The sequence below is a fragment of the Arthrobacter sp. NPDC056691 genome, from assembly GCF_042791415.1.
Classification (GTDB): domain Bacteria; phylum Actinomycetota; class Actinomycetes; order Actinomycetales; family Micrococcaceae; genus Arthrobacter.
In genome coordinates this window covers 196,611-209,282 of sequence record NZ_JBHTXX010000005.1, presented here as the reverse complement: position 1 = coordinate 209,282, position 12,672 = coordinate 196,611, and the positions used below count along the sequence as shown (strand labels likewise).

12 protein-coding genes are annotated in these 12,672 nt (G+C 65.9%); 3 read left to right on the top strand and 9 right to left on the bottom strand.

Going from position 1 to position 12,672, the window contains the following annotated elements; translation table 11 throughout:
- Positions 1 to 38: 38 nt before the first annotated feature.
- The 3 genes from ACFRAU_RS07050 to fdxA form a co-directional block, all read right to left on the bottom strand.
- Entirely contained in the window at positions 39 to 1,340 is a 1,302-nt protein-coding gene (locus ACFRAU_RS07050) for a citrate synthase (protein ID WP_377998183.1), read from the bottom strand.
- A 309-nt stretch (positions 1,341 to 1,649) separates the two neighbouring features.
- Positions 1,650 to 2,789 (bottom strand): succinyldiaminopimelate transaminase, encoded by a 1,140-nt coding sequence (dapC, locus tag ACFRAU_RS07045; protein ID WP_377999291.1) that lies wholly within the window; start codon positions 2,787 to 2,789, stop codon positions 1,650 to 1,652.
- Between the two features lie 12 nt (positions 2,790 to 2,801).
- Positions 2,802 to 3,128, bottom strand: coding sequence for a ferredoxin (fdxA, locus tag ACFRAU_RS07040; RefSeq protein ID WP_026265673.1), 327 nt, complete (start codon positions 3,126 to 3,128; stop codon positions 2,802 to 2,804).
- Positions 3,129 to 3,283: 155 nt separating this feature from the next.
- Here fdxA and ACFRAU_RS07035 point away from each other — a divergent pair, with 155 nt between their 5' ends.
- A complete protein-coding gene (locus ACFRAU_RS07035; protein WP_377999290.1) occupies positions 3,284 to 3,526 on the top strand; it encodes a hypothetical protein in 243 nt (80 codons plus the stop codon).
- Here the strand turns inward: ACFRAU_RS07035 and ACFRAU_RS07030 are convergent.
- Positions 3,512 to 4,825, bottom strand: coding sequence for an MFS transporter (locus ACFRAU_RS07030; protein WP_377999289.1), 1,314 nt, complete (start codon positions 4,823 to 4,825; stop codon positions 3,512 to 3,514). The genes ACFRAU_RS07035 and ACFRAU_RS07030 overlap by 15 nt on opposite strands.
- Before the next feature lie 62 nt (positions 4,826 to 4,887).
- Between ACFRAU_RS07030 and ACFRAU_RS07025 the strand changes: the two genes are divergently transcribed.
- Complete coding sequence (locus ACFRAU_RS07025) at positions 4,888 to 5,397, top strand: helix-turn-helix domain-containing protein (RefSeq protein WP_377998179.1); 510 nt, start codon at positions 4,888 to 4,890, stop codon at positions 5,395 to 5,397.
- Between the two features lie 14 nt (positions 5,398 to 5,411).
- Here the strand turns inward: ACFRAU_RS07025 and ACFRAU_RS07020 are convergent, their stop codons facing one another.
- Together ACFRAU_RS07020 and typA are read right to left on the bottom strand one after the other, a co-directional pair.
- Positions 5,412 to 5,780: a hypothetical protein gene (locus tag ACFRAU_RS07020; RefSeq protein WP_377999288.1), complete on the bottom strand. Its 369-nt coding sequence runs from the start codon at positions 5,778 to 5,780 to the stop codon at positions 5,412 to 5,414.
- Positions 5,781 to 5,808: 28 nt separating this feature from the next.
- Positions 5,809 to 7,737: a translational GTPase TypA gene (gene typA / locus ACFRAU_RS07015; protein ID WP_377994442.1), complete on the bottom strand. Its 1,929-nt coding sequence runs from the start codon at positions 7,735 to 7,737 to the stop codon at positions 5,809 to 5,811.
- A gap of 273 nt (positions 7,738 to 8,010) precedes the next feature.
- Between typA and ACFRAU_RS07010 the strand changes: the two genes are divergently transcribed.
- The gene (locus ACFRAU_RS07010; protein WP_377999287.1) at positions 8,011 to 8,859 is read left to right on the top strand and encodes an SGNH/GDSL hydrolase family protein; all 849 of its coding nucleotides are present in this window, start codon (positions 8,011 to 8,013) and stop codon (positions 8,857 to 8,859) included.
- Positions 8,860 to 8,944: 85 nt separating this feature from the next.
- Here ACFRAU_RS07010 and ACFRAU_RS07005 read toward each other — a convergent pair whose 3' ends face one another.
- The 3 genes from ACFRAU_RS07005 to ACFRAU_RS06995 are packed head-to-tail and all read right to left on the bottom strand — an operon-like array spanning position 8,945 to position 12,559.
- Positions 8,945 to 10,678 carry a dipeptide ABC transporter ATP-binding protein gene (locus ACFRAU_RS07005; protein ID WP_377994440.1) on the bottom strand — a complete coding sequence of 578 codons (1,734 nt, stop codon included), beginning with the start codon at positions 10,676 to 10,678 and terminating at the stop codon, positions 8,945 to 8,947.
- 11 nt (positions 10,679 to 10,689) lie between these two features.
- Entirely contained in the window at positions 10,690 to 11,640 is a 951-nt protein-coding gene (locus ACFRAU_RS07000; protein WP_377994438.1) for an ABC transporter permease, read from the bottom strand.
- A complete protein-coding gene (locus ACFRAU_RS06995; protein ID WP_377994436.1) occupies positions 11,630 to 12,559 on the bottom strand; it encodes an ABC transporter permease in 930 nt (309 codons plus the stop codon). The genes ACFRAU_RS07000 and ACFRAU_RS06995 overlap by 11 nt, the downstream gene beginning before the upstream one ends.
- Positions 12,560 to 12,672: the final 113 nt, after the last annotated feature.

Genomic DNA, 12,672 nt, shown 5'->3' with positions numbered 1-12,672 from the left:
CCGGAATGGTGGGCGGCCGCCGTCGTACTCCGCTAATTTCAGCGGGCGGGGTACTGCCGCTCGGGCTCGCCGATGTACAGCTGCCGCGGACGGCCGATCTTGGTGTTGGGATCGCTGATCATTTCGCGCCACTGGGCAATCCAGCCCGGCAGGCGGCCGATGGCGAACAGCACGGTGAACATCTTCTCCGGGAAGCCCATGGCCTTGTAGATCAGGCCGGTGTAGAAGTCCACGTTCGGGTACAGCTTGCGCTGGATGAAGTAGTCGTCGCCGAGGGCCTTCTCCTCCAGCCGCATGGCGATGTCCAGGAGTTCGTCGTGGCCGCCGAGTTTGCTGAGGACCTCGTGTGCCGTTGCCTTGATGATCTTGGCGCGGGGGTCGTAGTTCTTGTAAACCCGGTGGCCGAAGCCCATCAGGCGGACGCCGTCTTCCTTGTTCTTGACCTTCTCCATGTAGTCCTCGGGCTTGATGCCGTCGGCCTGGATCTGGCGGAGCATCTTCAGGACGGCCTCGTTGGCGCCGCCGTGGGCGGGGCCGAACAGGGCGTTGATGCCTGCGGACACGGATGCGAAGAGGTTGGCGTTGGAGGAGCCCACCAGGCGCACCGTGGAGGTGGAGCAGTTCTGTTCGTGGTCCGCGTGCAGGATGAGGAGCAGGTCCAGTGCCTTGACCACTACCGGGTCCAGCTCGTACTGCTCGGCCGGCAGGCCGAAGCTCAGGCGCAGGAAGTTCTCCACGAGGTTCATGGAGTTGTCCGGGTACAGCATCGGCTGACCGATCGACTTCTTGTGCGCGTAGGCCGCGATGACCGGCAGCTTTGCCATCAGGCGGATGGTGGAAACTTCCACCTGCTCGTCGTTGAACGGGTCCAGCGAGTCCTGGTAGAAGGTAGACAGCGCGGATACCGCCGAGGACAGCACGGGCATCGGGTGCGCGTCGCGGGGGAAACCGCCGAAGAAGCCCTTGAGCTCTTCGTGCAGCAGGGTGTGGCGGCGGATCTTCTGGTCGAATTCGTCCAGTTCGGCCGGGGTGGGGAGGTTGCCGTAGATCAGCAGGTACGAGACCTCCAGGAAGCTGGAGTGCTGGGCAAGCTGCTCGATCGGGTAACCGCGGTACCGCAGGATACCTGCGTCGCCGTCGATGTAGGTGATGGCCGACGTCGTTGCGGCGGTGTTCATGAAGCCGGGGTCGAAGGTAACGGCGCCGGTCTGCTTCAGTAGCTTGGAAACGTCGTAGCCTTCGTTTCCCTCAACAACCTTGATGCGCGGGAGCTCGAGCTCCCCGCCCGCATGGCGCAGGATCGCACTGGTGGTCTCAGTTGCGCTGGTGGTCTCAGTCATGGAGTCCCCTTCATGAGGCCTCTTGGCCTCCCTAGAAAGCTTGATCCAACATCAGGTGAGCCGCGCGGGATCCCGCACGGCGGGACGTCCAACGGCCGTGCCGCCTTCTTGTAGAAAGCCACCATTGATAGTCAGTTAAAAACTACCGCCAGTTGCGGGCTGCCACTAATCCGGGAGCGCCGAATGATCCCAAAAACGGGCCGGTTGTGGCGCGAGTCACACCATTGTTACGGCGTCCGGACCGTCAAAAGTCGCCCACCCGGGGTCTCGGCTCCAAAGACGGCGCCGGCCCGGGCGCCGGTAACCCGCCTAAGCCAGGCGGGCCACCGCGGCGTCGATCCGTTCATCGGTTCCGGTGAGGGCCACGCGCACATAGCCGTGCCCCGCGTCGCCATAGAACACGCCAGGGCCCACCACGATCCCCCGCTCCGCGAGGCGTGCCACGGTGTCCCAGGTGGCTTCGCCCGCAGTGCACCACAGATAGAGGCCGGCGGCGGACTCGTGCAGCGTCAGGCCGAAGGACTCCAGCGCCGGCAGGAGCCGCTCCCGGCGTCCGCGGTACAGGTCCTTCTGCGCCAGAACGTGCGCGTCGTCGCCCAGGGCAACGCGCATGGCTTCCTGCACCGGGTACGGCACGATCATGCCGGCGTGCTTGCGGCTGTTGACGAGGTTGGCCATCAGGGCCGCATCCCCGGCGACGAAGGCCGCCCGGTAGCCGGCCAGGTTGGACTGCTTGCTCAGCGAGTACACGGCGAGGAGTCCGTCGTGGGAGGCGCCAGCGACGCGCGGATCGAGGATGCTCGGAACAGCTTGCCCGCCGCGCTGCAGGTCCCACTCCCCCCAGCCAAGTTCGGCGTAGCACTCGTCGGAGGCCACGAGCGCGCCAATTTCGCGGGCCTGGTCAACGATCTTCTTCAGCGAGGCTGCGTCCCGGACGCTGCCGGTGGGGTTGCCCGGGGAGTTGACCCAAACCAGGCGGACCTTGGCCCGGGTGGCCGGGTCCAGTTCGCCCAGGTCATCGGCCGCCACCGCCGTGGCCCCGGCGAACGTGGCCCCGATGTCATAGGTGGGGTATGCGACCCTGGGGCGGACGACGACGTCGCCCGGCTTGAGGCCCAGCAGGAAAGGCAGCCACGCCACGAGTTCCTTGGAACCCACCGTCGGCATCACAGCGAGGGGATCGAGCCCCTCCACACCGCGGCGGCGGGCAAACCACCCGGCAATGGCTTCCCGGAGCGCGGGCGTGCCATGGACGGTGGGGTAACCGGGGGCATCCGCGGCCGCCTTCAGCGCATCCTGGATGACCGGCGGTGTGGGGTCCACGGGGGTGCCGATGGAAAGGTTGACCGCGCCGCCCGGGTGTTCAGCCGCTTTGGCGAGGTACGGCGCCATCGCTTCCCACGGGTAGTCGGGCAGGCTTAGGCCGAAACTGCGCACAGCTGTAGTCACGAAGGGGTCCGCCTAGTGGTCCTGGTTCTGCGGCGGGAGCGCTGCAATCATCGGGTGGTCCTTGCCGGTGTTGCCCACCTTGGCGGCGCCGCCCGGGGAGCCGAGGTCGTCAAAGAACTCGACATTCGCCTTGTAGTAGTCGGCCCATTCCTCGGGGGTGTCGTCCTCGTAGTAAATGGCCTCCACCGGGCAGACGGGCTCGCAGGCACCGCAGTCGACGCACTCATCGGGATGGATATAGAGGGAGCGTTCGCCTTCGTAGATGCAATCGACGGGGCACTCCTCAATGCATGCCTTGTCCTTAACATCTACACACGGCTGCGCGATTACGTACGTCACGTCCCTTGCCTCTCCACGTTGGTTCCCGGCGACTGGCCGGTTGCTGCATCCGGCCTGCATGCCGGGCTGTCCACTTCAGAGCCTATTATCTCCCAGGCCGGTCCCGCGAACGAAGCGGGGCGCGTCACACTCCGGACAGGTCTTACGATGGACCGGTGAGTTTGACAACACCAACGCCCCGGGAGTTCCTGGCCACGGCCCCGGCCGGAACACGCGTGGTGGTGCGCTACAGGATCGACGGCGGTTTTACGGACGCGCTGGGAGACCTCCTTGAGTGCGGCGAAAGTGAGTGCACCGTACGGACGCGGAGTTCCGACGTCGGCATTCCCCTTGACCTGGTGGTGGCCGCCAAACAGGTGCCGCCGGCACCTCCGCGGCGCGGTTCACGGCGACCCTAACGCCCTGTCCTCGAACACCTCGTCCGCCTGCACCTCGTCCGGAAGCGTGCGCATCCTTCGCAGCGGAGAGAACAGGACCGGGGCGGTGGCCAGGAGGCTGCCGGCCGCTCCGATCAGCATGGTGGGGACCAGGCCAAGGTGCTCGCCCAGGTATCCGGAGGCCAGGGCAGCCAGTGGCATCACGCCCCACACGGCAAACCGGATGGATGCGTTCATGCGGCCGAGCAGCCGCGGCGGGCAGACCCGCTGGCGCATGGTGAGCTGCATGATGTTGTACACCAGGACACTGAAGCCAAACCCGACCTCCGAGACCAATAGCAGGGCCAGCGAGACCCCTGGTTCGGAAATGACCGCTGCGAACGGCACCAGCAGCAAAAAGACCGAACTGATCACCGCGCACACGGGAATCACCGTGCCCTCGCCGATCCAGGCGGCGAGCCGCGGGGCTGCGACTGCGCCCAGCAGCCCGCCTGCGGCACCCACCGTCATGATCAGGCCCATGCCCTGCGGTCCCAGCCCGAGGCCTCGCAGCACCAGCAGCGGCATCATCGTAAAGATCAGCATGCCCGAGAAGTTCATTCCGCCGGTGCAGGCCGCGATGCGGCTGATGAGCGGATGCCGGACAACAAAGGTGAGCCCTTCCCGTATTTCGACGGGAAGGGGGCGCCGTGCGGCCGCCGAAACACGCGCCTCCGAGTCGCGGGTCCGGGCAAGGAACACCGCGGAGAGCAGGTAACCCGCGGCTTCGCCCACGAAAAGCATCGGAGCCGACACGACCGCCAGCAGCGCACCGCCGGCGGCGGGTCCGCCGATGCGCGCCAACTGGGCCGTCGCTTCAAGCTTTGAGTTGGCCTCCCGCACCCGCGGGTACGCCACGAGCACCGGCACGTAGCTCTGGTAGGCGACGTCGAAGAACACCGTGGCCGTCCCCACGATCCCCGCGACCACGTAGAGATGCCACATTTCCAGGCCGCCGCTCCACCAGAGGATCGGCACCGCGGCCATGGCGCCCATCCGCAGCAGGTCGGCGGAGATCATGGTCCTCCGCTTCAGCCAGCGGTCCACCCAGGCCCCGGCCGGCAGACCGACCGCCAGGAACGCCGCAAGGCCTGCGGCGTTCAGCACCCCCACCTCGAATTCCGAGGCGTGAAGCAAGGTCACGGCCAGCACCGGGAACGCCAGCTGGCCCAGCTGCGCGCCGAACTGCCCCAGGGCCTGCCCGGTCCAAAAAGTCGCGAAGTTGCGGTCCCGCCAGAGCGGGCCTGCCGCTGGCTCCGCGGCAGTGGGTTCGGCAGTCACGGCTTTAGTTTCGGTGAGCAATTGGCATATGTCAATCACTTATTGCTCGTTAGAATGCGTCTATGAACCACCCACCGGAGGGCGACGAAGCAGACCTGGTGGCCAAGGGGCGCGCGCTGAGTTCACCGCTGCGGCTGAGGATTCTTCGGCTGTGCCTGCACCAGTCGCGGACCAACAAGGAAATCGCAGAGCTGCTCGGCCTCAATCCCGCCTCCAGCCTCCACCACGTCCGGACCCTGGTGCGGACCGGGTTCCTACTGGCGGAGGATCGCCGTAAGGGCCGGCGGGGCGCTACGGAGGTGCCGTACATCGCCAGCCGCAAGTCGTGGACCACGCCGCTGGACAACGTCTCGCCGATCCTCATCGAGACGTTCCTTCAGGAGATCCGGGACCTTCCGCCTGAGGACATCGAGGTGTGGCGGCTTGGCGTGAAGTTTAACGCCACACGGCGGGAGGAAATGCTCGGCAAGCTCCGCGCCGTCGTCGAGGAATATATGGCATTACCCGCAGACGACGACGGCGAGGCCACCTCACTCATGATTGCCCACCACCGGGACCCGACGGCGGACTAGCGGCGGCACGTCCGCTACCGGCGGTACCGCCGGCACCAGGCCAGCATTCCGACGGTAACCACCACAATCCCGTAGACCCAGATGCTCCCGGCCAGGTCCCCCGCGATCAGCCGCTTGCCGGACTCCATTCCGGACCACCACCCGGCCAGGGCGTAACAGAACACGCCGCACACCGCCGTCGGAATAATCGTCCGGAACGCCGCCCCGAGAAACAGCTGGAGCGACGCCAGCAGCAGCAGGGCCGCGACAGCACCCAGCGGCAGCGCAGCACCGACGGCCGCGACCTCCTGGCGGTGCAGCGCGGTCCCGGCGAAGGCAGCAAAAAGAGCTGCCGGCACGGCGGCGGCCAGGCCGCCTGCCATGCCGGCAGCTCTACTTTTCACGGTTTCAGTTCCCTGCGGGAGGGTGCCGTTATGCCTTCGCGCGGGCGCGGTTGGCCTTGGCACGCTCGTTGGTGTCCAGGATGACCTTGCGGATGCGGATGGCGTCCGGGGTAACCTCAACGCACTCGTCCTCGCGGGCGAATTCGAGGGACTCTTCGAGGGTCAGGTCGCGCGGCGGGGTCAGGTTCTCGAAGGTGTCCGAGGAAGCTGCACGCATGTTGGTGAGCTTCTTTTCCTTCGTGATGTTGACGTCCATGTCGTCGGCGCGGGAGTTCTCGCCCACGATCATGCCTTCGTAAACCTCGGAGGTGGGCTTGACGAAGAAGGAGCCGCGTTCCTGCAGGTTGATCATGGCGAACGGGGTCACCACACCGGCGCGGTCCGCAACCATGGAACCGTTGGTGCGGTATTCGATGGGGCCGGCCCACGGCTCGTAGCCTTCGGAGATCGAGGCGGCGATGCCGGCGCCACGGGTGTCCGTGAGGAACTTGGTGCGGAAACCGATCAGGCCACGGGCCGGAACGATGAACTCCATGCGGCACCAGCCGGTGCCGTGGTTGGCCATGTTGGTCATGCGGCCCTTGCGGGCTGCCATGAGCTGGGTGACAGCGCCGAGGTATTCTTCCGGCACGTCGATGGTCATGTGCTCCATCGGCTCGTGGATCTTGCCATCGACGGTCCTGGTGACCACCTGCGGCTTGCCCACGGTCAGCTCGAAGCCCTCGCGGCGCATCTGCTCGACCAGGATGGCCAGGGCCAGCTCGCCACGGCCCTGGACTTCCCAGGCATCCGGACGCTCGGTGGGGAGAACCTTGATGGAGACGTTACCGATCAGTTCCTTGTCCAGGCGGTCCTTCACCTGGCGGGCGGTGACCTTGGCGCCCTTGACCTTGCCGGCCAGCGGGGAGGTGTTGATACCGATGGTCATCGAGATCGCGGGATCGTCAACGGTGATCAGGGGCAGCGGCTGGGGGTTCTCGACGTCGGTCAGGGTCTCACCGATGGTGATTTCCTCGATGCCGGCGACGGCGACGATCTCGCCCGGGCCGGCGGACTCGGCCGGAACGCGCTCGAGGGCCTTGGTGGCGAGGAGTTCGGTGATCTTGACGGTCTTGAGCTCACCGTTGGCACGGGCCCAGGCAACCTGCTGGCCCTTGCGAAGGGTGCCGTTGTAGATGCGCAGCAGGGCGAGGCGGCCCAGGAACGGGGAGGCGTCCAGGTTGGTGACGTGAGCCTGCAGGACACCCTCGGGGTTGTAGGTCGGGGCGGGGATGTGCTCGATGATGGCGCTGAAGAGCGGCTCGAGGTCCTCGTTCTCCGGGGCAGTACCGTCGGCCGGCTGCTCAAGGGACGCGCGGCCTACCTTTGCGGCGGCGTAAACGACCGGGACGTTGAGGATCTTGTCCAGGTCAAGGTCGGGAACCTCGTCGGCGAGGTCGGAGGCCAGGCCCAGGAGCAGATCCATGGACTCGTGGACGACCTCTTCGATGCGGGCGTCGGGGCGGTCGGTCTTGTTGACCAGGAGGATCACCGGCAGGTGCGCGGCGAGGGCCTTGCGGAGGACGAAACGGGTCTGGGGCAGCGGGCCCTCAGAGGCATCGACGAGGAGAACGACGCCATCCACCATGGACAGCCCGCGCTCCACTTCGCCGCCGAAGTCGGCGTGGCCGGGGGTGTCGATGACGTTGATGGTGATGGTTTCGCCGCCGGAGGACGGTCCGTTGTAGGCCACCGTGGTGTTCTTGGCCAGGATGGTGATGCCCTTTTCGCGCTCCAGGTCACCGGAGTCCATGACGCGGTCTTCGAGGTGGTTGTGCTCGGCAAAGGAGTTGGTCTGCTTGAGCATGGCGTCCACAAGGGTGGTCTTGCCGTGGTCAACGTGGGCCACAATCGCGACGTTGCGCAGGTCACTGCGAACTGCAGTTGCTACCGCGGTGTTGGTGGTGGTTTCAGACATGCGTTATTGCTCGATTCAGTGGTGAAGTCAGCTGTTGTATCGCGACATTTCCAACCGGAACGCACGACGGATCAGACCCTTAACACAGGGCACCTACTGCCAGTCTAAACGCTCAGCCATTTATTGGCCTAAAACAGGCACCATCCCCTGCCCCGGGCCCGTTACCAAATCGTGAATCCCACGGGGCGTCATGTGAGCAAAATCACTGGCTTTTCCGAAAGTGATCCACCACTATTGGCTAGACCACTTTTCGAACAGGCCAGGAGTCCACGGATGTTACAAGCCTCGACACGGGCCCTCCTGATTGGCCCGGTCATCGCCGCCAGCGTATTTTTGGCGGGCTGCGGCGCCGCAACGGAACCGGCGTCCGGCGCCGGAACTGCGACGGCGGCCCCGCGCGCCGTCGCCCCGGTGGCGGCCCCGGGTGAGGCCGTGGCCGCCGGTTCGGCGGTCGTGAGCGACCTGAGGGCCGCCGTCGACCCCGCCCGCCTTCCGGCCGGAGCCTTGTACCGCAATCCGGCCAACGGGCGGGACGAGGTCATTGTGGGCAACATCGCCCACACTGCGCTGCTGATCGGTGACTCGCAGTCGGAGCCGCAGGCCAGCTGGCCGCGGCGCGCCCTCGCAGGGCTGGGCTACGACGTCTTTTTCTGCGGCAAGGGCGGCAGCGGCTTCGTCGCCTCCAACGGCACCACCGGAAACTACGTCGATGCCCTGCAGCGCGGCGACTGGCACCTGCCCTACGGGTTTCCCCCGCTGGTGCTCATCGAAGGCGGCGGAAACGATGCGAAGCAAGGGGCCAGCAACGAGCAGATCTCGGCCAACGCAGACCGGCTGATCACCACGATCAAGCAGCGCTACCCTGGCGCGAAGCTGGCCATGGTGGGAACCCTGGGCAAAGGAGCGGAGCACGGCGGCGTCCGGCGCGCCGAGGTTGACGCACTGCTGGGAACCGTCGCCGCGGACCATGGCATTCCGTTCGTCAGTGTCGGGGACTGGCTCACCCGCTACGGGCTGGAGTCGCAGCTCAAGGACAGCGTCCACATGAACGGCGAGGGGCACCGCGCCCTGGGCGCGCTGCTGGGTGACAGGCTCGCCGCGCTGGGGCTTGCCCTGTCCTAGCTGTCATTTGGGCATTTCCGTTAAAAGAACAGGAGCCGGTATCCACCGCGGGTGGAAACCGGCTCCTGTTCTTAGCTGCCCTGGGCTACGCCGTGGCGACTTCCGGGGGAAGCATCAGGCTGGCCCCGGGGATGGCGTTGAGCAGCGCCTTGGTGTATTCCTGCTGCGGGGCGTCGAAAACGTCGTCGGTCGCCCCCGTCTCCACCAGCCTGCCCTTTTCCATCACGCAGACGTGGTCGGCGATCTGCCGGACCACGGCGAGGTCGTGCGTGATGAACAGGTACGTCAGCCCCAGGTTGGCCTGCAGGTCCGCGAGCAGGTTCAGTACCTGCGCCTGCACCAGCACATCCAGCGCGGACACCGCTTCGTCACAGATGATGACCTCCGGATCCAATGCGAGGGCGCGGGCAATTGCCACGCGCTGGCGCTGGCCGCCGGAGAGCTCGTTCGGGTACCGCTGCATGGTGGACTGCGGCAGTGCCACCTGGTCCAGCAGCTCGCGGACCTTCTTTTCGCGGCTTGCCCTGTTGCCCACCTTGTGGGTCCGCAGAGGCTCTTCGATGGTCCTGAAGATGTTGTACATCGGGTCGAGGGAACCGTAGGGGTCCTGGAAGATCGGCTGCACGCGCCGGCGGAACGCAAAGATCTCCCTGCTGTTCAGCGTGGCGGTATCCACGCCGTCGAACACGATCCTGCCGGACGTCGGCGGCAGGAGGTTCAGCACCATCTGGGCCACCGTGGATTTGCCGGAACCGGACTCGCCCACGATCGCCGTCGTGGTGCCCCGCTTTACGCCGAAGGACACGGAATCCACCGCCGTGAAGTCAGTGGAGCGCCCGATGCCGGACCGCAGCTTGAAGACCTTGCTGAGATTCTCGACGCGCAGGACTTCCGCCGGCTTGTCCTGCTGTGCCGGGACCCCGGATGGGGCCTCAGCCGGGGCAAGGAGCTCATCGGAGTCCACGCCCAGTTCCTTGGCCACCTGGATGCGGCGCGACGCCAGCGACGGCGCCGAGGCCACCAGTCGCTGCGTATACGGGTGCTGCGGGTTTCGGAGGAGTTCCAGGGATGGCCCGGCCTCCACCACGTTGCCCCGGTACATCACCACCACCTTGTCGGCGCGTTCCGCGGCGAGGCCAAGGTCGTGGGTGATGAGCAGCACGGATGTGCCAAGCTCGGTGGTCATCTTCTCCAGGTGATCCAGGATCTGCCGCTGGACCGTGACGTCCAGGGCGGAGGTCGGTTCATCGGCAATGAGCAGCCGCGGCTGGCAGGACAGGCCGATGGCGATAAGCGCCCGCTGGCGCATGCCGCCGGAGAACTCGTGCGGGTACTGCTTTGCCCTCCGGTGCGCGTCCGGAAGTCCCGCCTCGGCAAGGACCTTGGCGACGTCGTCGGGCCCGGCGGGGCGGCCGTTCGCCCGCAGCGTTTCGCGGACCTGGTAGCCGATTTTCCATACCGGGTTCAGGTTGGACATCGGGTCCTGCGGAACCATGCCGATGGTGTTGCCCCGGAGCTCGATCATTCGCTTCTCCGGCGCGTGGGCGATGTCCTCTCCGTCGAGCAGGATCTGGCCACCGGAGACCCGGCCGTTCGCGGGCAGCAGGCCGATGGCGGCGAGCGCCGTCGTCGACTTTCCGGAACCGGACTCGCCCACGATGGCGACCGTCTCCCCGGGCATGATGGTCAGGTGCGCGTTGCGCACCGCCTGCACCTCGCCGCCGCTGGTGGCGAAGGAAATGGCGAGGTCCCTGATTTCCAGCAGGGGCTTCACATCCGCTGCGCCCGCTTCGCTGACGCTGATCTTGGAAGTTGTCATGAGTGGCACCTTCATCGTTGACGGCTCTTCGGGTCGAGCGCATCGCGGAGGGCATCGCCCAGCATGATGAAGCTCAACACGGTGATGGACAGCGCCGTTGCGGGGTACAGCAGGACGGCAGGATTGGTCCGCAGTGAGGACTGGGCCGCGGCGATGTCATTGCCCCAGGACATGACGCTGCCGGGCAGGCCGATGCCCAGGAAGGACAGAGTGGCCTCGGCCACGATGAACACACCGAGTTCCATGGTGGCGAGCACAATGATGGGGGCAAGGGCGTTCGGCAGCACGTGCCGGAGCAGCGACCCCATCCTGGAAACGCCGAGGGAACGCGCGGCGGTCACGAAGTCGGCGTTCCGGACCTCAATGACGGCGCCGCGGGTGATGCGGGCCATTTGGGGCCAGGCCAGGAGCACGATCACCATGACCACGGTCCAGACGCTCTTGTTGTCCTTGAAGAAAGGCAGCTGCGTGATCACGAGCGCGCCCAGGACCAGCGGCAGCGCGAAGAAAATGTCGCCGAGGCGGGCAATGACGGCGTCGAGCCAACCGCCAAAGAAGCCGGCCAGCGCACCGAGCGTCACGCCGATGATCAGCACGAAAATGACTGACAGCACGCCTACCGACAGTGACGCCTGCGTTCCGTGGACAACGCGCGAGAAGACATCGCAGCCCTGGAAGGTGTAGCCGAACGGATGGCCGGCCTGCGGCGCCCCGTCGGAGAACTGCAGGTCGCAGTTGTCGTTGGGCGCAACCTGGGTGAAAAGACCCGGGAAGAGCGCAATGACCACCAGCAGCACGATCAGCAGTGATGACACGATGAACAGCGGGCGTCGGCGCAGCTTTCGCCATGCCTCGGCCCACAGGCTCAGGGGGGCCTGGTCCGTCTTGACGGAGTCGGTGGCGAGCAGCGGCGTTTCGTCGATGGGTGCGACGTAGTGCTCTGCCTTGTAGTTACTTGTCATAGCGGATCCTCGGGTCGAGCCAGGCATAGAGCAGGTCCACCAGCAGGTTCGCCACCACGAAGATGAGCACAAACACGCTGACGATCGCGACGATGGTGGGGCCTTCGCTGCGCAAAATGGCCTGGTACAGCTTCTGCCCGACGCCGGGCACGTTGAAGATGCCTTCGGTGACGATGGCGCCGCCCATCAGCGCGCCCAGGTTGGCGCCGAGGTATGTGGCCACGGGTATCATCGAGTTCCGCAGGATGTGCGCCAGGACGACGCGGGGCCTCGAGAGGCCCTTGGCCGTGGCCGTCCGGACGTAGTCGGCGTTCATGTTCTCGATGACGGACGCCCGGGTGAGCCGGAGAACGTAGGCAAAGGACACCAGGCCGAGGACAAATGCCGGGAGCAGCAGCGTCCCCCAGGAGACGTCTGATCCCACAGTGGGTTTGGCCCATCCCAGCTGCACACCGACCACCAGCTGCAGCACGAAGCCGAGCACGAACGTCGGGACAGCGATAACCACCAGGGAGGCAATGAGCACCGTGGAATCGAAGAGCTTGCCCTTGCGCAGGCCGGCGAAGAGGCCCGCGGCTACGCCGAAGACGCCCTGGATGACGAGGGCTTCGACGGCCAGCATCGCTGTCACGGGGAAGACCCGTGCCAGCGTGGCAGCGATGGGCTGCCCGGTGAAGTCGTTGCCGAGATTGAAGGTAAACAGGTTCTTCAGGAACAAACCGTATTGGACCCAGAACGGTTCATCAAGGTTGTACTGCTGCCGCAGGGCAGCGATGACGGCAGGGTTGGGCTGCCTGTCGCCGAAGAGGGCGGCGATGGGGTCGCCGGGAAGGGCGAACACCATGTAGTAGACGAGCAGGGTGGTCCCGACAAATACGGGAATAACCTGCACCAGCCGGCGGAGGACGTACTGGATCACAGCAGTTCCTCCCCGGGGAATTGAAATTGGGGATTCATGGGACAGCTTTCATGCTGGTTCACGGCCATGGGGGCCCGGCGTGTGTGGCCGGACCCCCATGAACCGACTGATGT